Raw genomic sequence first — 20,746 nt, 5'->3', positions numbered from 1 at the left:
AGGAAAAAGACGAAAAGGAAATGCAAAATTTCTGATGCACCCTCACATTACGGTTTCCGTGACAAGTTCCAGGTTCCCCTGCGGGAAAACTCTGGAAACCCGGACATTCCAGTTGTTATTCTCTCCATTTTCAGCCTGAATCAGGTTAAAGCACTGCGTGGTTTTGCCTCTGGTCTTGGAAGAACAAAAGGTGCCTGCGTTTACCACAAGCATGTTGTTCAGGTTCCAGACATGGGGAATGTGGCAGTGCCCGCAAAGTACAAGGTTTACCTTGCAGCGGTTCAGGAGGTCAAGGACATCCCCGGCATCGACAAGGACGGTGTTTTCTCTCCCCGCAAGTGGGATCGGGACAAGGTGGTGGTGCAGGGCAAAGATCTTGAAATTCTCCCCGGAAAAGGCTTCTTTGATCCAGCCGTAGTTTTCCCTTCCCAGGTGTCCTTCATCAAGGTCAGGCTGTGAGGAATCGGCCCCTACAATAGTTACGTCCCCCAGGTTCCGGGTGGGGAACCTGTTTTCGAAAAGATCCTCAAAGTGCAGGTAGCCTGCGTTTTTGGAGTCGTGGTTTCCGGGAACAAGGACCTTGTCTTTACATTCGATCTTGTCGATAAACTTCTTTACCCCGTCATATTCGGCTGAAAACCCGTTTTCTGTCAGGTCGCCGGTAATTACCACTATGTCAGGGTCCAGCTGGTTTATGTTCTGCAGCATGGATTCTGCAATTTCCGGGACAAAGTATGCCTCTGAAAAATGAATATCTGAAAGGTGTACAATCTGTATAATTTTTTACTCCCTCTTTTCTCTGAAATTTTTATAATTTTATTTGTGTTCAAACCAATGGACTTTCGTTCCATTATATATAGTTATCTGTGAAAAATACATACTTTTAAGAATCTAATTATAAATCATTAAGAAAGCTGGAGTTTAATCTTGATCATTTTTCTAGCTCTATAAGTATTTACTTAATTTTAATTCGTGTAGAATATTCTTCCAAAAATACAGAGAATCAGATTTCCGTGCATATTCAGTCCTGCTTTTTGTGTAGTTCCCTGGCGCGCGCGTATAAAGGCTTGAGAAAGAGATTTTTTCAAAAAAGATATTTCTGGACTTCGAATAAAGTCAAATTTAATTCCTTTTTTCAGGCTCTGGAGTTTATAAAAAAGAGTCCGTAAGTAAAATGTCTATAAAAAGCTTGCATTCACCTGACCTTTCAGCTCACCCTTTCCGACATATCAAAACCCTGTTTCCAGAATGCCGAAGATTGAGGATTTATTCATCAAATTCGCCTTAAAGGGGAACGTTGTCCTCCCATAGAGAGGATTCTCATAATGCATGATTCGATAGCAAGAGTATGGATTGGATAAACGGAGAAATATCAAACTGTTTTCCGAAAAGTAATAAAATGGAACTCAACCAAAATGGAACTCAACCCGGAATGTTTCTGGATTTGACTGTACTTTTGGCATGTTCATTTCCTTTACACCGGATTTTTTAGAGGCTCTAAAGAGCCTCAGTCATTAGGATACAGACAAACATAGTGTTTAGTTGTCTTACCATTTTTGTTTTCCTCGTACTGGAGGGTATAGAGCCACCCTTTCCAGACTATTTCATCTTCAAAAGTGAGATTTGGCTTCCATTCCTTTGGCACTATCCCGGTTGCTACAAAGGAATCAATACTATGGAGTATTTTTGTTACTCCATCCTCTTTCATCGTCTTAGTCGGTGCACTTCTACACGCTGGATCGATCTCACTAATATCTATTTCGCCCATTGTCAGTCACACTCCTTTATCGTAGGGTTATTTATGACCCTATAAAAACTCTACACCCATCCATATATAAGCTTCTGAGAGCCGCCAAACAAGTTTAGAGCGTAATCCACTGCCAGGTCCAGAGGATATTTTCGCGGCTGCAGAAAGGATAAACAAAAGAAGATGAATGGGAATAAAAGTTCCCTAATTTTGATTTTACCGGGCCTATTTGAGTAGCTCCTTCGCTATTCAGGCTCCAACAATTACTTTTCCTTCCATCCAGGGGTGTAGTGTGCAGATATAATCATACGTCCCTTCCTGCTCGAAGGTGTAAGTAAAAGTCTCTCCCTGCTTAAGGTATTCGGATTCGATACCCGACCCTACAACATCGTGGAGCGCGGTATCGTAGTTTGTCCACCTGACAGTCTGCCCGACATTAACCGTAAGACTCTCGGGTATGTACTTAAAGTCCCTAATTTCTACATCAACAATCTCAGCTTCCGCGCCGGTCTCATTCTGCTCAGCCTCAGGTACAGTTACATTTTCTTCTTCCCCTGCAACTTCCCCGTTATCCACTTCTTCGACAGGTACTTCAACAGGCGTGGGAGGGACAGGTTCTTCCGAACCCCCATTTTCAGCACAACCCGCAACAAAAAGCACACCAAGCATTACCGTAAAAATTATTATTTCCTTTCTCACTCTATTTTCTCCTTTAAACCTCAGTTTTCCATAATTTATATTCCGCTTCTATCCTTTAACTTCTTTATCAAGGCTTTACTTTCCTCGTAGAAACTATTTAGAATCCCAGTTCAGTAAATAAGTTTTTACCATATTTCTTCTTCCTTTATCCGTTCATAGAGTCACTACTATAATTCACAAATTCAGTACTTAGCTAATTTTCATTTCTTCATTAAGGAGGATTTTCGACACCTTTATCTGTGATAAAAATGCCTCCCTATATCTCTTTTGTCCCATAAATGTGTATTTAGCTCTAAAATTGAATTGAAGTCAAAACACTGTATTGATGCTGTGTTAGAACCTCTCACATCTCATGTAACTATCAAGATCAATGGTTCACTTACAAGTGCAGACATAATTCGTACTGTTGTGAGTTTGGCAGTCGATAAGAATTCCGTCCATTCTGTCACAAAACAGTATTCTGCTGTTGCCTGTGAAACATCTCTCCGCCACCATCTTAAAAAACTAAACATGGATGAATTGATCTTATCCAATGAAAAAATTCTCCTTCAAAATCCTCTAAAAACGCTAAAAGCCGGTAAGTACTACGAATTCGCTGTTGATCTTACCAATGATCCTTATTATGGAAAAACAGATATGTCTAACGAGAAATATGTAATCCGTAGCCAGGCAAAAAAATCAACAAACTCTTTTTACTCATACATTTCCCTTTACATCACTGGCAAGAATGAACGGTTTACTATGTCTGTTCTTCCTGTAGAAAAAGACAAAACAATGGTTGAATACCTCTCCTATTTTGTTGATCTCATCAAGAGACTGAATTTTAAAATCAAGGTTCTCTGCCTTGATAGAGAGTTTTATTCCATAGACGTGTTTGAGTTCCTGCAAAATAATGGTATTCCTCACATAGTTCCCGTTGTTAAGAAGGGAGAGAAGATGAAGCAGATTATTAGGGGAAATAAGGCTCGGAGTGCACAATATGTCATGAAGAATTCTACGAAAAAGATTCTTCTGGACATTATCATTGGTGTCAAATATCTGAAAGGAAAAAGAGATAAAAAGGGATGTGAAAACCTCGGTTTTGTTGTTTTTGGAGTCAAATGGTCTCCAAGAAAGATCAGTACGGTTTACAGAAGAAGATTTGCTATTGAATCGTCATACAGGATGAGGAATGTGGTTAAACCAAAGACATCATCGAAAAACGCAACTATAAGGTACTTTTATGCACTGATATCTTTCCTGTTAAAAAACATATGGCTATACCTTCAGAAAAAACATTTTACGATCGTCAAAAGAGGCCCTAAAGTAATAGATGAGGATAAGTTCAGATTTAGTATGTTTATACTTCTCATTGAAGAATGGCTGAGAAGAAAGTTAAGGGTCAGGTTAATGGTGGAGTGTTTGAGGTAAATGAATGGACAGGAGACATGGAGGAGAGATGTTTAGCGAAGTACTGAAATTGGCTTTCTGAGCAAAGTTACAGCTAAAATCCATTATCAGTCCTCTTGAGCGAAGCTTATAACCCTGTCCTAAAAATTAGTCCTTCCGAGTGAGGCTTACGATTCTAATCTAAAAATTAGTCCTCTTGAGCGAGCGAAGCGAGCGAAAAGGACTTCGTGCTCCCGAAGCGAAACTCGGGTGCCGAAGCGAAACTCGGGTGCCGAAGCGAAATTCGGGCGGTGCAACAAATACATTAATAATGAGTTATGACTATTCACCTACGTTTCAGCTTCATTCTTATATTTACGTTTAATTTACCCCCGAATTAAGGTGAATTTATGTCTTTAGCAAATCTCAGAACACATTATACGGCTGACGTCAAACCTGAAAAAGTTGATAACGGTCAGAAAATTACTCTAGCAGGCTGGGTCCATGAGGTCAGAGACCTCGGAGGGATCTGTTTCGTTGTTCTCAGGGACAGGGAAGGAAAGGCTCAGGTCACACTTGTAAAGAAAAAAATTGACAAAGAACTTTTCGATGCAGCAAGAAGGCTGGTCCGCGAGTCCGTAATTTCCGTAACCGGCTCTGTCAAGTTCGAAGAAAAAGCTCCGAACGGTTATGAACTGCTCCCTGATGAGATCAATGTCCTGAACGTTGCAGGCTCCCCTCTTCCCATGGACACTACCGGAAAGGTTGAAGCCGAACTGGACACCAGGCTTGATTCCCGCTTCATTGACCTGAGAAGAGCAGAGACAACTGCGGTTTTTAAGATAAGGCATGAGTCCCTCCGGGCTATCAGGGAATATTTCGTAAAGAATAACTTTATTGAAACAGCAACCCCCAAGGTCGTTGCGACTGCAACGGAAGGAGGAACTGCCCTTTTCCCTATCACCTATTTTGACAGGGAAGCCTTCCTCAACCAGAGCCCACAGCTCTTCAAGCAAATCCTCATGAGCGGCGGGTTTGACAGGGTCTTTGAAATCGGGCCAATCTTCAGGGCAGAGGAACACGACACCCGCAGGCACTTAAACGAAGCCACTTCCATCGATGTGGAAGTCAGTTTTGCCGACCATTTTGATGTAATGGAAATTCTGGAAAATCTGGTTGCTTACATCTATAGCCGGGTAATTGAGAACTGCAAAGCTTCCCTTGAAGTACTTGGGGTTGAGTTAAAGGTTCCGAAGACTCCTTTCCTGAAACTTACCTATGACGAGGTAATCGAGATCATAAACAGTCGCTCTGAAGAGAAAATGCACTGGGGAGATGACCTTGGCACCCTCGGCGAGCACACGGTCGGAAACTATGTCTACGAAACGACAGGTGAATCCCACTATTTCATCATCGACTGGCCCACGGAGATCAAACCGTTCTATGCCATGCCTTATGAGGACAGGCCTGAGTTCAGCAAGTCCTTTGACATGATGCACCGCACAATGGAACTTTCCTCAGGAGCCCAGCGGATTCATATTCCTGACCTTCTCAAGAGCCGGATCGAATCCCAGGGCTTGAACCCTGACGGTTTTGAGTTTTACCTGAAAGCCTTCGAATACGGGATGCCCCCGCATGCAGGCTGGGGAATGGGCTGTGAGCGTTTTGTCATGACCATGCTCGGGACTGAAAACATAAGAGATACGGTACTATTCCCGAGGGACAGGAGAAGACTTTCTCCCTGATCCCCTCCAATTTTTTCTTTTAAGCTTGAAAGGACTTCCTGCTTTTGAAAAACGTTTGCTATCTTTTTTAAAGCTGAAAGGCGGAACATAACATGACAGAAAGAAATATTTCTACTGACTCTCCAGAAAAACGGGCAGCAGGAATTGCTGCAGCAGGGCTTGTCGGCTCAGGGATGGTTGTAGGACTCGGGACAGGTTCAACCGTTGCTTACACAATAAAGGAACTCGGACGCAGGGTACGGGAGGAAGGGCTCGATATCCTTGGGGTTGTTACCTCTTACCAGTCCGAGATGCTTGCAATAGATGCCGGAATCAGGCTGATCACTCTTGCCCAGTACCCCGAACTGGATCTTGCCATTGACGGGGCTGACCAGATCGATTCCGAGCTCCGTGCTATTAAAGGAGGAGGGGCGGCTCATACAAGGGAAAAGATCGTTTCTGTTTCTGCAAGGCGGTTTGTGGTCGTAGCCGACGAGTCGAAAACGAGCATGCAGCTTGATAAACTCGTGCCTGTGGAAGTACTGCCTTTTGCAAAAGAGCTTGTGACAAAAAAGATCCGGGAAATGGGCGGAAAACCAACGATCAGGTCTGCCGTAAAAAAAGACGGGCCCGTAATAACGGATAACGGGAACTTTGTCCTTGATGTAGAATTTGGTGTTATAAAAGACCCGGGAGCGCTTGCCCTTCAACTGTCTGCAATTCCAGGTGTGGTTGAGCACGGGATTTTTTGCAATGTGGATGAGCTTTACATAGGAAATAAAGACGGGTCTGTGAGAATTATAACCAGGCAGAAATAAACCGGACTCCAAGCATATTATTCCAAACAAATTAAAGGCAGAAGTGTTTCATAGAAGTGTTTTTCATAAACACTTGTTTTCCATAAACACTTGTTTTCCATAAACACTTGTTTTCCATAAACACTTGTTTTCCATAAACACTTCCCTTCAGGTCTCTGTGGTAAGCAGGATCTGATTCTGCCTTTTTCATCTTATTGCATAACAGGAAGCGGAAACAGTGCTCTTTTTGTAAAATCATATGTCTTACCGGCATATTTTTATAGAAGTATTATCAGTAATTTCCTGATCAATTACAATCTGCAAGATTAACAAATTGCGCAAAACAGGGTTCTCGGGTTCGATACCCGGGATCAAGCAACCGCAAGCCGGAAAATAACTTCAAATTATCGATCGTTTATCCTTTAATTCGTACTATGTATTTTCAGGAGGTTTTGTTCAGATGGATAAAGGTGGCCAGCCAGTCTTCATAATAGATCCGAGAAAAGAACAAACAAAGGGAAGAGACGCGCTCAGCATGAATATTGCAGCTGCAAAAGCAGTTGCAAACATAGTTAAGAGTACGCTTGGACCCCGGGGCATGGACAAGATGCTTGTGAACCCTATAGGGGACATCACCATCACAAATGACGGTGCTACTATTTTACACGATATGTCCATTGAGCATCCGACAGCCAAGATGATTGTGGAGGTTGCTCAGTCCCTTGAGAGTTCTGCAGGCGATGGAACTACAAGCGCTGTTGTGTTTACGGGTGCCCTGCTGGAAAAAGCTGAGGCCCTTATTGAAAAGGGAGTCCACCCTGCAGTTGTTGTCAGAGGGTACAGGCTTGCGGCCGAGAAAGCTGTTGAGCTGTTTGAGAACCTGGCAGTTTCCGCAGGTGAGGAAGACAGAGATCTGCTTGTAAAAACTGCAAGAACCTCTATCACCGGCAAAGCTTCCGAAAAATACAACCACCTGATTGCAGACCTCTGCGTTAGTGCAGTGCTCGCGATTCACGAGAAAGGAAAAGCCGACCTTAAACACATCATCCTCACAAAAGATGTAGGCAGGCGTGTTGAGGATACGGAATTCGTAGAAGGAGTTGTAATCGACAAGGTTGCACTCGATAAAAATTTCCCTCTCAAAATTGTAAATCCCAATATCGCACTTATCGATACTCCTATGGAAACCGCAAAGACCGCAAACAAGGCAAAGCTGCAGATCAGTACCGTAAGTGAGATCGAAAACTTTGTAAAACAGGAAGATGCAGCTCTCTTTGAAATGGCGGATTATATTATCAGGGCAGGTGCAAATGCTGTCTTCTGCTCAAAAGGCATGGACGACAAGATCGCAGCCTATCTCCAGAGCAGGGGAATCTACGCAACCCGCAGGGTTAAAAACGACGATATGCAACATCTTGCAGATGCTACGGGAGGCAGACCTGTCCGGAACATCAAGGAACTTACGGAAAAAGAACTCGGGCATGCAGGGCTCCTTGAGCAGGACAGGGACGACGATCAGGGTAAGACCTATCTCAGGGACTGCAAGGGTGCAAAATCCGTATCAATCGTTCTTCGCGGCGGGACCGAGCATGTGGTGGACAACCTGGAGCGTGCAATTGATGATGCCCTCAGGGTTGCGAAATGTGTGGTCGAAGACGGCAAGGTCGTTGCCGGAGGCGGGGCTTCGGAAACGGAAGTTGCCCTCTCCATCCGTTCCTATGCTTCCAGCATAGGTGGGCGTGAACAGATGGCAATCACAGCTTTTGCCGAAGCTCTTGAAGAAATCCCAAGGACAATTGCAAGAAACGCAGGCCTGGATGCTATTGACTCCATCCTGAACCTCCGCGCAAAGCATGCAGAAAATAAAAACGCCGGTTTGAACATACAGACCGGTACTGCTGAGGATATGCTTGAAAAAGGTGTTGTTGACCCTCTCAGGGTAAAGGTTAACACTATCAAAGCAGGGTCCGAAGCCGCAGCAATGGTGCTCCGTGTGGACAGTATGCTCCGCGCCCAGCGTGCCGATATGCAGGAAGTCAAACCCGAACATATGGCAAGCACCTATGACGGCATGTCAGCCCCTGCCCTTAACATGCGCAGATAAAACCGGAACCTTTTCAGTCTGAAAATTGAAAAGGATAACAATTAAAATAAAGTAGCCTGGTTCATTCCCGGAAGAGTTGCAGATTCTTTTCTGCAGCTTCTTTTTTTGGAAGAAGTGTCCTCTCTTCTGGTTTATTTTTTCCATTTCAGGATTCCTGCCCTCCAGTGTTATCGACATCAAAGACTTTTTTCATAACCGAATATCACTTCCGGTTTTTGTTGCTTTCTTTCCTGCTTTACTGGCAGTCCATTCGTTTATTAAAGGTGTTATCAGACATTTAGATTTTTTTCACATTCTCTTTTACCCTCTTTTTTCCATTCTTTTTGTCTTCTATTTTATGATTACTTTATTATTTTATCATCAAATTAACGTTAAACTGGCTCAATAATATATGTGTGTAATTATTATATTAAAATCTAAATACTTGAAATAATTCAAAGTCCGGCTTATGTTTGATCCGAAACTCGATTCACAGGATACTTTTCAAACTGCAGGTATCCGGCTCGGAAAATAATAGGCGCATAAATTTGATTCTCAAGCTGAGCCTCAGTGAACTGAATCCTGATCAATTGAACCTTATATCTGAACTCCAGTGAACCGGAACCGGTCAATTGAAGCTTTTCATCTGAACTTTAGTTCTCTGAACCTCAGCCTCCTGAGTCCGAATAAATTACATCGAAAGGATTCCGGGGAAAAGGATTTTGGACTGGGTTGAGCTTTGCTTTTCACTTGACAGGTTCAGAGACTTTAAATTCATTTTAAAGCATGAATTACCCCGAAGAGTATAAAAGAACCCCCCTTGAAGAGGTATATGAAGGTGTACTGCAATAACTGCGGATTGAAAGCAGATTCAGGAGACTCCTTTTGTTCTGGTTGTGGGAATCGAATCAAAAAAAAATCCGATATCACGAGCTCCGAGCTTGAGATGAAGGCTTTCGCGCTTGAAACTTCTGTTACCCGGAGACCAGGTAATACGAAGGAATTATCCTCCTCCAAACTATTCTCATTTTATAATCGGAAAACCTCTATTAGCAGAATTATTCTTAAGGGTATCTGGATTTTGGCTTTAATTTGTTTTTTAGGAACCCTATTCACCGCATACTCAACTTTTGCCCTTGGCTCCAGCGAATATCCTGATACAAGAAGTCCCATATTACAGTCGATGTCGCAGGAACGGGTTCAGACCGATAAGAATATCCGGCTATGCGAGCAAATAGCAACCGAGTACACCAGTGAGCATACCTACGCAAAAGACGATGTTTACGACTGTGATAACATGGCCCAGGATGTCTGGAACATGTTAAAGGCAAAAGGTATTAACTCAAGAATTGCAGTGGGAAATTTTGAATCCGCAGAAGGTGGGAGAATTGCAAACGGGACCGGTGCCCAGAAAAGCTCTGATGCCGGGCATCTTGGTGAAATTGAAGTTCCCAGCCGCACTTACAAAAGTATGAATGTGTCAAATTCGAAAGCCATTGACAGTTTCAATCATGCCTGGGTCCTTGCCGAAGTTTCTCCGGGTTCCTGGTTAGCCATAGAATGCACCGGTGGGTATGTTGTTTATAGTGATGAAAATGAGAAGTACTACCAGGGACTGACCTTCAGCAACCCTAAAAACTATAGAAGTTTCCTTTCCCTGTACCGGGACTGGAAAATAAAGGCTCTTGACTATGAGACTGAGAAGTCGTATTATGATGAACTCGTAAAACCGTACAATAATGCAAGTTACTCCGAACAGGTCGCTATGAGGAGCGGGATTGAAATCGCCCAGCGTATCCTTTACGAAAAAGAGAAAGCATTCCTTAAAACAGACTCTGAACTGAACGCTTTACTTAAGTACGGATAAATATTAATTTTTTAAGAAATTACGATTTCGATATTGACTATTTCGATATCGTACTTTTTCAATATTGATAATTTCGATATTGTACTTTTTCAATATTGTATTTATTGAGAAGTAGAAGGCAAGCTCTCAGATTTCCCCGTAAAAGCGGCGGTAATCCTCGATAGCTTTTTTTGCCTGTTCGGGAAATTCTTTTCTCAGGTATTCTATGAACTCATCCCTTGATCCTGTTTTCTTGAGGACTTCAAGCATGCCGGCAACAAATTCCCTTGACAGGGGATTTCCTTTCTGGATCTCAAAAGAGAGGCAAAGGGCTTCTTTTGGAAAATACCCCCTTCGAATCCAGGGAGAAACCGAACCCAGCAATACCCCTGCTTTCAGGACGCTGTAGGCCGGCACTCCGATCCTTTCCAGCCTGTCCCTTCCTGCGAGTTTTTCGAGGTTTTCTCCGGAATAGGAATGGAGTTCGATGTAAACTTCGGGGTTCAGGGTTTCAACGGCTTTGAGTATATCTGCCCCCATTACCGGATAGTAAGCCGGGTCCAGAGTTGAAATATATTCTCCCCTGCTGACAAGAGGGATTACTGCAAGTGTACCTTTTTCAGGTGGCTCTATTTTTTGCAGGATTTCCGTTGTGTCCTTCCACTCATCCCCATGTAGCCCTGCAACAAAGAGGCGGACCGGTTTTCCCTGCCCATGGACCTTCAGCCCGATCTCTTTAGCGTGCTTATGCGTGGTGTAAGTGTCCGTACAACCGGGGTCGTTTGGAAAGGAGCCAGCTTTTTCATCAACTTTCATCCGTTTGAGTTCCTCAGGTTCTTTTTCTTCAGATTGCTTCGTTTTCGGATTTCGCTTCGTTTTTTTCAAGCTGCTTCTGTTTTTTTTCAGGCAGATCCTTCTTCAGGTAGCGGTTTTTTTGCAACCACGTAAATTTCCTGTTTTTCGGAACTGACGACCTGCTGGATTTCAAGCCCCAGATTCTCGATCCTGCTCAGGATAGGCTTCGGGTTTTTCTTCTTTGGGATTTTTATTACCTGAAGCAGCTTTCCCCCTTCCTTCAGGAGAGGAAGCACTCTGGCGAGGGCTTTGATTGAGTCTTCAGGCTCAAGAGTCATGTCCGAGAGAATTACGTCCACGGGTTCTTCAGAAAGCTCTTTAAGAGGTATGGTAAATACATCCCCGAATATTACTTCTACATTTTCCCGCTCAAATGCAATTTTTCCAAGCTCACTCCTGAAATCCCGGCTGAACTCTATGCCTTTTACGTGAGCTGCAATTTCTGACGCAAAAAGGAGAAAACCGCCTGCACTTGATCCCAGGTCAAGCACTCTATCCCCGGGTTTAAGGACCCCGCTCTCTTCCTGAATAAACCTGAGTTTAAAGTAGCCCTGCGGCTGGTCCAGGCCTTCGGCAACTTCTATTATATCATCAATCGAGACGTCCCTGGAGACTTTTGTTACTGTAATGCCGTTGACTTTTACGTTTCCGTCAAGGATGGCAGTTTTTGCTCGTCCCCTGGACTTGAAATGTCCCATCTCTACAAGGTATGCATCCAGTCTCATGGGGCATTGTATCGGCAGAGCCTGTATATATAGGTAGCAACTGGACGTTAGAGATAGCAATAGGATGTTTGAGATATTTCGAGTATCCTGAGCTGTTAACGGGATTAAAATCAATCGGTATCATTTAACAGGATTACAGTTAATTGACCGCGCTTAACATGTAGAGTTAATCGGTAGCATTTAACAGGATGGCAATTAAATTTGAAGTTGAAATCAATAACAATTTTATTCTCCAGTTCTGCCAAATAATAGACCTTCTTTTTCGTTGTTACGATTTCTAAATTAATTACAGCTTTATTATTTATCGGAAATAAATAGATATATATTTAAATGACAATCTCAGTTTATTTACTGACTCAGTTGTCAATTTGATGTGATGGTGTACTAAAAATGCTTAAAAAGTTCACTTCATTATTTCCCCTCTGGGCAATACTCTTATCTGTGGTAGCATATCTGCGTCCCGAGTATTTTGCTCCTCATCAGGGGCTTATCGTACCCTTTTTAAGCCTGATTATGCTCGGGATGGGCGTTACACTCTCAGTGAGCAGTTTCCTTACTGTCCTGAAACGGCCCCATGTGGTTCTCCTGGGCACTCTGATGCAGTACACCCTTATGCCCCTGGCAGCATGGGCGGTAAGCCTGGCTTTAAAGCTTCCTGCCGACCTTATGGCGGGGATGATCCTGCTTGGCTGTTGTCCCGGAGGTACGGCTTCAAACGTGATCTGTTACCTTGCAAAAGGAGACGTTGCCCTCTCGATAGTGCTAACCTCTGTCTCCACCATGCTTGCCTTTCTTGCCACCCCGTTCCTTACCTGGCTCTTTATAGGGCAGACTGTGAACGTTGACGTTACAGGCATGCTTGTAAGTGTTGTAAGGATAGTGATCGTGCCTGTAGTGCTCGGGCTTGCGATCAATTATTTCTTTGAAGCACGGATAAGGGCGGTCAGGGACGTCTTTCCGGCAATTTCAGCCGCGGCCATAGTCGTCATAATTGCCATAATTATAGGGACGAACAGTGAAAACCTCGAACAAAGCGGGTTCCTTGTCCTGCTTGCAGTTGTTCTTCACAACGGGCTAGGGCTTGCAGGCGGCTACGGGGTTGCAAAAGCTTTGAAACTTAGCGAAAAAGAAGCAAGAACTCTGGCAATCGAGGTAGGGATGCAGAACTCGGGCCTCAGTGTTGCTCTTGCGATAAAACATTTCACTGCTGGGGCAGCGCTTCCGGGTGCCATCTTCAGCATCTGGCATAACCTGTCCGGAGCTTTCCTTGCAGGGCACTGGTCAAAAGAAACAGTGCCCGATCCCGATAAAAGTGAGAGACCCAAAACAATTGGGCATATAAACTAAGAGGTTGGGTAAGACCTGAAGGGTTTTACAGGAAGCAAGAATAAAACAGAGGTTGGGAAGCAGGAAAAATCCGGGAATACAACAACAGATTTCCCGGTTTTTCCTGTATTCATCTATTTCTCTATCTTTACGCTTCCTAATTTTTCATTTCTCTATCTTTACCACTTTCTAATTTTTCTTTTCTCTATCTTTACCGCTTTCTAATTTTTCATTTCTCTATCTTTACCGCTTTCTAATTTTGCCGTAGCACGGAATCCAGCCAGTTGAATATCCTCTCGCTGGATATCATCACAGCACCCGTCTGACAATGAAGTCCTGCACCCTCTTCTGACGTAAAGAGCATGAACTCCTTGGGAGATGTCAGCGCATCATAGAGCGGCCTTGCCTGACCTGGAATGAGTGTATCATTATCCGTTTCGATTACAAGCATGTTGCACCTGATCCGAGGAGCCACATCCTTCAGAGTATAAGGGGGTAGCATCCGGAAGTAATCGCTGGGCGTCCTGGCTCCGAAAATATACATCCCATTGCCTATAGCCCAGCCTATTTCAACGCTCTGGTCCATGGCCTTCAAAATCTCCCGGTCAAGGACCTTTGATTTGTTCTCATCGCTCAGGATGTCCTCGATGTCCGGAGAAACTCTTTGCAGAATACTGCCCCCGAAGTCATAAACTCCTCCATTGGCAATGCAGGCTTTTATGCGATGCTCGAAGGCCACGGCTCTCGGGACCAGGTAGCCTCCGAAGCTGATGCCCATGAGGGCGATCCTTTCCGGATCAACTATGCTCCGGCTCAGGGCATAGTTCGTGACAGGAGTGACAACTGATTCCCAGTTATACCTGAATGGAATCTTCTGGATACGGATAACTTCTCCCTGTCCCGGCCCCTCGAATATCAGGACATTGTAGCCTCTGTCGACTGCAAACTTCGCAACCTGAAAATAAAGCTCCTCACCTGTACCGTCATAGCCTGTTTGAACGATAAGCAGAGGTTTTTTCTCTCCGTCGGCGTCTGCAAGACAAAGGTAGCCAGGTAAAGTAGTGTTCTCGAACGGAATCCTGACAGGCCTGATGAGGTTATTCGACAGGTCGGCAGCCTTGAGGAAGCAGCCTTTGCTCCTTTCCCAGGTGGGAACAATGCGCGGGTCGTCCGGGTTTTTAGTTAGATAGAAACCTGCTGTTCTGTAGTAATTGGACGCCCGGAGATAAGTCTCTCTGGCGCTTACATTATTGCCCCGGGCCAGGAATTCATCTCCGGTTTTCTCCAGCCGGTCGGCAGTCCTGTTCCACTCCAGATACCAGCTTTCGATGTCGCCATTCTTTACGCGGTAGGCTGTGTCCAAGCATTCGTTAATATCCGCTCCTCCACTGGCAGCATAACCGATTGTGCGAAGAAATTGGAAGTTGAACTCCGGATCCGGAAATACGGCCCCGGTTGTACTCGTGCTGCTTTCGGCATCCGAAACGGTTACCATGCCGGTCGTCAGCAGCGTCGGTAAAACTCTGATGTTCTCAAAAAAATGCTTTAATATGTATACTCCCCCCTCAGGATTAATAGGTAATCCCATAAAAAGATATTTTTGCAATTCACTATAAGCCTTACCGCACTCTATTTTGTGAATTTTTGGTTGATCATCTTTTTCACTTGATGGTTTCAATCAAGAAATGCAAAAATCACTGATTTAGAAACTGAATTTACTTTTATTTTATCATGATTAATTTAAAATAATTACTGAGATAATTGTATATTCTATAACGGGAGCAAACGGGACAAACGAATGAGGAATAATCAGCAGGATACGGGAATATGGAATTGATGAAAGATTGATCCTGTTCCGGATAAACGCACCTGGAAGGGTATTTTCGGAGCAGCCGTATCTGGAGCTGCAGTAAAGGAACGGGACTTATGCAATTGAACTGGAAAATCAGTTGCATTAAATTAAAGATTTCTACATAACCCATATGAGCAGCCTCTACATGCTGCAGTGTAAGAGGTTTCTCAGGATCCATAGGAGTTGAGAGGGCATGGAAAGGAAGGGAGTAATATATCTATTATATCTATTCGTTTTTTGCATTTCACTTATCAACGCTTTAACCCCTGTATCTTCTGGTTCTTCCGAAACCTCGAAGTGTAACACGCGCACCTCGGGGTATGAGAAGGCCTTCGACCCTGGGAGCATGAACCTTTCAGTAAAACCCGGAGATGATTTCTATGAGTATGCTGAGGGAACCTGGATAAAAAGCCACCCTGTGCCTGCGGACAAATCCCGATACGGAGAGTTCGATATCGTAAAGGACAGGACATCCGACCGCGTCAAAAGAATAGTGGAGGACGCAGCCAGCAACACTTCTGCCCCTGAGGGAAGCCTTGAGCAGAAGATCGGCGAGTTCTACAGCGTGGGAATGGATAACTCCACCCTGGAAAAGCAGCGTCTGGACCCCATCAAAGCCGAGCTGAGGATGATAGACGATATCTCCAGCACCTCCGATGTCCAGGCCGTATCGACTCAAATGATGGATTATGGCATGGACCCTTTCTTCTCCATGTACGCCGCACCCGACAAGAAGAACAGCAAGGTCATGATTGCCACCCTAACTCAGGGGGGTCTGGGCCTCCCGGATAGAGATTTCTATCTCAGGCAGGACAGCGAATCTGTCAGGATCAGAGAGCAATACCTGACCCACGTTACCAGGATGTTCGTCTTCCTGGGTGATAACCCGGAAACCGCTGAAAATAATGCCAGAACCGTGATGAGACTAGAGACCAGGCTTGCCAATGCATCCTTTAACAATGTGGACGACAACGATGAAGTCAAAACGTATAACAGGATGAGCCTTGAGGAGTTTCAGGCCTTTGCTCCGGGCATGAACTGGTCCTGTCTCTTCGGCGTCCTGGGCCGCCCTGACATAGCCGAGGTCAATGTCAGAAATCCGTCTTACTTCAAGGAACTGAGTGTCGCCCTTCAGGAAGAGAGCACAGCTGACTTGAAGACCTTCCTGCGCTGGAAGCTGATCTCAGCTACGTCTCCCTATCTCAGCTCCGACCTTGAGAAGGAGCACTTTGACTTCTATGAGAGAAAACTTAACGGCCAGCAGGAGATGGAGCCCCGCTGGAAGAGGGTCCTCGATGCGGAAAACAGAGCCATAGGCGAAGCCATAGGCCGTATCTATGTGGACAGGTATTTCGACCCGGGCTCCAGGGCCAGGATGCAGGAAATGGTATCTAACCTGAAGAAGGCCTTCAGGGAAAGAATTCAAAGCCTTACATGGATGGAGCCTGAAACAAAGAAGGAAGCCCTGATGAAGCTTGAGTCCCTGGATGTCCAGGTAGGCTACCCCGACGAATGGCTGAATTATTCGGAACTCGAAGTGAAAAACGATTCGTATGTCATGAATGTTCTCCGGGCCTCCAAATTCCGGTTCCACCACGGTCCCTACGGCCTGGACAGGATAGGCAAGCCCGTAGACCGCAAGCTCTGGGAGATGAACCCCCAGGAGACTAACGCCTATGCAGATTGTAATAAGGTCATCATAGTCTTCCCTGCAGGCATTCTTCAGCCTCCCTTCTTCAACGAGGAAGCCGATGACGCAGTCAACTACGGTGCCATAGGCGCCATCATAGGACACGAGATGACGCACCACTTCGACAGCCAGGGCAGGAAGTTCGATGCCAGCGGAAATCTGACGGACTGGTGGACGCCAGAGGACGCCGATAACTTTAACAGGAGCACGGAGGTCCTGGTGGATGAGTACGACAAATTCGAGGTGCTGCCCGGCCTGCACGTTAACGGCAACCTGACCCTGCAGGAAAACATAGCAGATTTCGGCGGCCTGACCGTGGCCTACCACGCCTATAAGCTTTCATCGAAAGAGGAGCCGGAGGTGGTCGACGGTTTCACCGGAGATCAGAGGTTCTTCTTAAGCTTCGCCCAGATATGGAGGGAATCGGACACAAACGACTCCCTTAGGACGCGAGCGCTGACCGATACCCACTCCCCCGCCAGGTTCAGGGTAAACGGTGCGGTCTTCAACATGCCTGAGTTTTACAGGGCGTTCCCAAGCGTAAAGCCAGCTGATAAACTCTACAGGCCGGAGAGTGAAAGGCCGGTTATCTGGTAGAGTGACCTTCGTGAAGTCTTTTCACTCCGGTCTGAGCGTTGATCTTGCAGTAAAACATTTCATAATTGCCACAGCGTTTCCGGGTGGCGTCTTCAGCATCTGGCACAACCTGTCTTAAGAGGGTGGGGTGGGGTGAAACCTGAAAGAGTTTCACTATGAGGTAGAAAGACAGGGTTGGAGCCAAAACGCGGTCTGTTTCGGCAGAGTTGCGGCTCTGCAGCCCGAATTGCGCCTCGGGAGTACGCGGTCTGTTTCGCTGCGCTCAAGCAGACTAATTTGCAGGTTAAAATTGAAAGCTTCGCTCAAGAGGGCCAATTTTGGGATATAGTAGTGAGCTGCGCTCAAGAAGACTAATTTTATGAATTTTAGCAATAAGCTTAGCTCAAGAGGGTCAATTTCGGGTTATAGTAGTGAGCTGCGCTCAAGAAGACTAACTTAAAAACAATGGTAAAATAAAGAGATGGAGGAGAGCGGTCTTTTCCAAAAACACACATGATACTCTTTCGAATAACAGGCGCAAATACTGAAAGTAATTGAAAGTACTTTCATGTCAAAGACTGAGAAGAAGAAATGAGAGACAAAAGCCAGTAAATGAAGAAGATTGATGAGGTCCAGAAACTAAATGTAAAGGCGACCTGAAAGCCAATAATTCTGTTTCTTTTTCTGCTTTTTGGGCAGGGCCGCCAGACGAGCTGGCGGAGGTTTCCTATTTATCCCGACATTAAAATGGGTTTTCCGGGATGAAAGAGCGTTTTTATCTCGTCCTTGTACTTTTTTTCATAATTATGTCTTTACTTCCAAAATAGCATAAGCGGATTTTTTGTTGTTTTTTACCTATCTGGCAGGCCGGTTACATCACTGCTCTGTAAGACCCAGGCTATTGCTTTTAGCCAGATGGCCCTTTTCCCCGACATAATTTAGATTTCCAGGTGTTCCTGTGCTAAGACTATAGCCTTTACTTCTCTTATAGCCGTTGACTAGTTTTTCCTCGAAGTTCCAGATCCGGAATATAGAGAAGTTTATGAGATAATTGTGGAAGGGTGGTGCAGTACATCTATCTGAAGGCGCATACCTCGAAGCAATGTCAAAGGCCAGAGCTAGACTTTCGTTCCGGCTTTGATGATTCCTGAACTTTACGATAGACTGACAAGGAGAGTCTAAGGGAGAATCATGCCTGAATAATCCTATTAATACATATTGTGTCCACTGATAGTGGAAAAAACCAAACCTTTAGTACTGATCTAAAATTCCAAATAGTTATATCATTTTGTCTAATATTATCTTGTAATAAATATAAAAATATTATAATCTGAGCGTTATGTTACTTGATGGATAAAAAATATCTGAGTCAAATTAATGATCTCATCCCAAAACTAAAAATCGGTTCCCTTAATCTCGAATTTTGAACGATTAATCTGGTTTCTTATCATAGATTATAGTTCTTTAATTTAAATTATTTCGAACTGTTGGGTTATATGGGGGAAAAGATATGCTTGAAAATGCCCGAAAAGAAGAGCAACAGAGAAAAGCCTCTGAAAGATATTATAGCCGGCAGAAAGCTGCTGAAGCAGAGCGGCCAGGCGAGGGATTCAGACATGAAATCATCAGGTCCTTGACGGAGGCACAACCTATAGAGAAGCGCCTGATCTTTCTTGAACCCGGTGACGGGCTGGCTCTGGAGAGAATCATGGGAAAGAGCGATCTTGTCGACATCTCATATCTGGAACTTGGACTGCTCGCGTCCAGACCCGTCTGCAGGATCCAGGTCGTGAACCCCTTCGGCAGGCCAGAGGGTTACGGCACGGGCTTTCTTGTCAGCCCAAATCTGTTACTGACGAATAACCATGTCCTCGATACAGCAGAGCTGGCAAGGAAGAGTTTTGCGGAGTTTGAATTTGAGCAAGATATAAACGGTCAGCGAAAGACATCCAAATCCTTCGACCTGCGACCCGACGAGGTCTTCGTCACCGATCCGGACATAGACTTCACACTGGTATCCGTGGCCCCCGTTGCCACAGAAGGGACAGAACTTACCGATTACGGATTACTGCGTCTCGTTGAAGACACCGGCAAGGTCCGGACCGGCGAATACGTTTCCATCATTCAGCATCCTGAGGGCGGGCTCAAGCAATGCTGCCTGCGGGAGAACAAAGTTGTGGATCTCTTCGACAGCTGGTTACACTATCTGACCGACACTCAGCCCGGGGCATCAGGCTCGCCCGTATTCAATGATCAATGGCTTGTTGTGGGTCTGCACCACTCAGGAGTACCGATGAAGGATGCCCGGGGCAACATCCTCAAGACAGACGGTCAGTCCTACCAAGAAGGCATCGACGATCCCAGCACCATAGCCTGGGTGGCCAATGAGGGCGTGCGCATCAGCCACATCTTCCAGGCACTGGAGTTGCGAAGCGAGAACGAGCCGATGGTGGCCGAAGCTCTGCGCAGGCTTCGCAGCCATGACACTGGCCCGGTCGGACCTGCGATCTTAACCGCCCCAGAAACTATTCCAGGCGCAGCAATGGAGCTGGGAGAACTTCCCGCGGAACATTACCGCCTGGCGGATGGCTACAACCCCGATTTCCTGGGCTCTCTGCACCAGCTGCCGCTTCCCAGGCTGGCCGATGATCTCCAGTCCAAAGTCGCAAAGCTCAAGGACGGGAGCGAGATTCTCACCTACCTGCACTTCTCGATTGTGATGAATGCCGATCGAAGGCTGGCCTTCTATACCGCGGCCAATATTGACGGCAAGAAGCTGAAGAAAATCAAACGTACCCGCGACAAATGGTACTTTGATCCACGCCTCGACCAGAAGTATCAGGCCGGACCCAAATTGTATGTAGGCAATCCACTTGACCGCGGACATCTGGTTCGCCGGCTGGATCCCTGCTGGGGGCCAAATGCCAGGGATGCGGGAGAGGACACGTTCCATTTTACGAACTGTTCGCCTCAGCACGCGCGCTTAAACCAGCATGATTGGCTCGAAGTGGAAGACTACATACTGAAGACCGCAGATAATGCCAATGTGCAGATATCGGTATTCACAGGTCCCGTCTTCCGTGAAGACGATATGATTTACCGTGATGAGTACCTCCTGCCTGCCGATTTCTGGAAGGTGGTGGCATTCGTCAATAAGAACGGGAAGCTCAGCGCCACAGCCTACCTGCGCACACAGAAGAATTATCTGGAGAACTTGGAGTTCTTCGACGACGAGTTCAAGACATGGCAAGTGCCGGTAGCGCAGGTTGAGACGCTGACCGGCCTATCATTCGGCTTGCCTGCAGATGCCGATCCAATGGTCCGGGCAGTAGCCGGAAAGGGTCTGAAAAGCCAGAGAGGCAATATCCGGAGGATTCGCTCTGCTTCGGACATAATGCTCTGATACGATCACTTGATGGTTGTTGCCTCGGATTAGTAATGAAGCACAGTCTTGCCGG

15 protein-coding genes are annotated in these 20,746 nt (G+C 45.5%); 8 read left to right on the top strand and 7 right to left on the bottom strand.

All coding sequences use genetic code 11. The features are described 5' to 3' along the window. Positions 1-42: 42 nt before the first annotated feature. The 3 genes from ACSAZL_RS11135 to ACSAZL_RS11125 form a co-directional block, all read right to left on the bottom strand. Positions 43-720 (bottom strand): metallophosphoesterase family protein, encoded by a 678-nt coding sequence (locus ACSAZL_RS11135; protein WP_440948837.1) that lies wholly within the window; start codon positions 718-720, stop codon positions 43-45. 787 nt (positions 721-1,507) lie between these two features. Continuing rightward, complete coding sequence (locus ACSAZL_RS11130) at positions 1,508-1,768, bottom strand: hypothetical protein (protein ID WP_440948729.1); 261 nt, start codon at positions 1,766-1,768, stop codon at positions 1,508-1,510. Between the two features lie 228 nt (positions 1,769-1,996). Then, the gene (locus tag ACSAZL_RS11125) at positions 1,997-2,446 is read right to left on the bottom strand and encodes a cupredoxin domain-containing protein (protein WP_440948728.1); all 450 of its coding nucleotides are present in this window, start codon (positions 2,444-2,446) and stop codon (positions 1,997-1,999) included. A 258-nt stretch (positions 2,447-2,704) separates the two neighbouring features. Between ACSAZL_RS11125 and ACSAZL_RS11120 the strand changes: the two genes are divergently transcribed. The 4 genes from ACSAZL_RS11120 to thsA all read left to right on the top strand — a co-directional run bounded on the left by ACSAZL_RS11120 (position 2,705) and on the right by thsA (position 8,439). Then, positions 2,705-3,856, top strand: a complete 1,152-nt coding sequence (locus tag ACSAZL_RS11120) for an ISH3 family transposase (RefSeq protein WP_440948836.1) — start codon at positions 2,705-2,707, stop codon at positions 3,854-3,856. A gap of 368 nt (positions 3,857-4,224) precedes the next feature. Further along, positions 4,225-5,559, top strand: coding sequence for an aspartate--tRNA(Asn) ligase (gene aspS, locus ACSAZL_RS11115; RefSeq protein ID WP_440948727.1), 1,335 nt, complete (start codon positions 4,225-4,227; stop codon positions 5,557-5,559). 92 nt (positions 5,560-5,651) lie between these two features. After that, entirely contained in the window at positions 5,652-6,356 is a 705-nt protein-coding gene (gene rpiA, locus ACSAZL_RS11110) for a ribose 5-phosphate isomerase A (protein ID WP_440948726.1), read from the top strand. A gap of 439 nt (positions 6,357-6,795) precedes the next feature. Beyond that, positions 6,796-8,439, top strand: a complete 1,644-nt coding sequence (gene thsA / locus ACSAZL_RS11105; protein ID WP_440948725.1) for a thermosome subunit alpha — start codon at positions 6,796-6,798, stop codon at positions 8,437-8,439. On the opposite strand, the gene ACSAZL_RS11100 is transcribed toward thsA, so the two are convergent. Beyond that, positions 8,410-8,583 carry a hypothetical protein gene (locus tag ACSAZL_RS11100; RefSeq protein WP_440948724.1) on the bottom strand — a complete coding sequence of 58 codons (174 nt, stop codon included), beginning with the start codon at positions 8,581-8,583 and terminating at the stop codon, positions 8,410-8,412. The genes thsA and ACSAZL_RS11100 overlap by 30 nt on opposite strands. 1,018 nt (positions 8,584-9,601) lie before the next feature. Here ACSAZL_RS11100 and ACSAZL_RS11095 point away from each other — a divergent pair. Beyond that, complete coding sequence (locus ACSAZL_RS11095) at positions 9,602-10,285, top strand: hypothetical protein (protein WP_440948723.1); 684 nt, start codon at positions 9,602-9,604, stop codon at positions 10,283-10,285. A gap of 126 nt (positions 10,286-10,411) precedes the next feature. Here the strand turns inward: ACSAZL_RS11095 and ACSAZL_RS11090 are convergent, their stop codons facing one another. Together ACSAZL_RS11090 and ACSAZL_RS11085 are read right to left on the bottom strand one after the other, a co-directional pair. Further along, positions 10,412-11,149, bottom strand: a complete 738-nt coding sequence (locus ACSAZL_RS11090; protein ID WP_440948722.1) for a DUF2119 domain-containing protein — start codon at positions 11,147-11,149, stop codon at positions 10,412-10,414. Positions 11,150-11,166: 17 nt separating this feature from the next. After that, positions 11,167-11,844 (bottom strand): S4 domain-containing protein, encoded by a 678-nt coding sequence (locus ACSAZL_RS11085; RefSeq protein ID WP_440948721.1) that lies wholly within the window; start codon positions 11,842-11,844, stop codon positions 11,167-11,169. A 390-nt stretch (positions 11,845-12,234) separates the two neighbouring features. On the opposite strand from ACSAZL_RS11085, the gene ACSAZL_RS11080 reads away from it, so the two are divergent. Further along, entirely contained in the window at positions 12,235-13,191 is a 957-nt protein-coding gene (locus ACSAZL_RS11080) for a bile acid:sodium symporter family protein (protein ID WP_440948720.1), read from the top strand. Between the two features lie 232 nt (positions 13,192-13,423). On the opposite strand, the gene ACSAZL_RS11075 is transcribed toward ACSAZL_RS11080, so the two are convergent. Continuing rightward, on the bottom strand, positions 13,424-14,758 hold the full coding sequence (locus ACSAZL_RS11075; RefSeq protein ID WP_440948719.1) for an alpha/beta hydrolase family protein: 1,335 nt from the start codon (positions 14,756-14,758) through the stop codon (positions 13,424-13,426). Positions 14,759-15,215: 457 nt separating this feature from the next. On the opposite strand from ACSAZL_RS11075, the gene ACSAZL_RS11070 reads away from it, so the two are divergent. Together ACSAZL_RS11070 and ACSAZL_RS11065 are read left to right on the top strand one after the other, a co-directional pair. Further along, the gene (locus ACSAZL_RS11070; RefSeq protein WP_440948718.1) at positions 15,216-17,309 is read left to right on the top strand and encodes a M13 family metallopeptidase; all 2,094 of its coding nucleotides are present in this window, start codon (positions 15,216-15,218) and stop codon (positions 17,307-17,309) included. A 1,489-nt stretch (positions 17,310-18,798) separates the two neighbouring features. Beyond that, positions 18,799-20,691, top strand: a complete 1,893-nt coding sequence (locus ACSAZL_RS11065; RefSeq protein ID WP_440948717.1) for a DNA/RNA non-specific endonuclease — start codon at positions 18,799-18,801, stop codon at positions 20,689-20,691. The last annotated feature ends 55 nt before the right edge of the window (positions 20,692-20,746 follow it).

Source organism: Methanosarcina mangrovi, assembly GCF_052057765.1.
Lineage (GTDB): Archaea > Halobacteriota > Methanosarcinia > Methanosarcinales > Methanosarcinaceae > Methanosarcina.
Note: the sequence above shows the minus strand (reverse complement) of the source record. Positions and strands in the feature narration are given on the sequence as shown.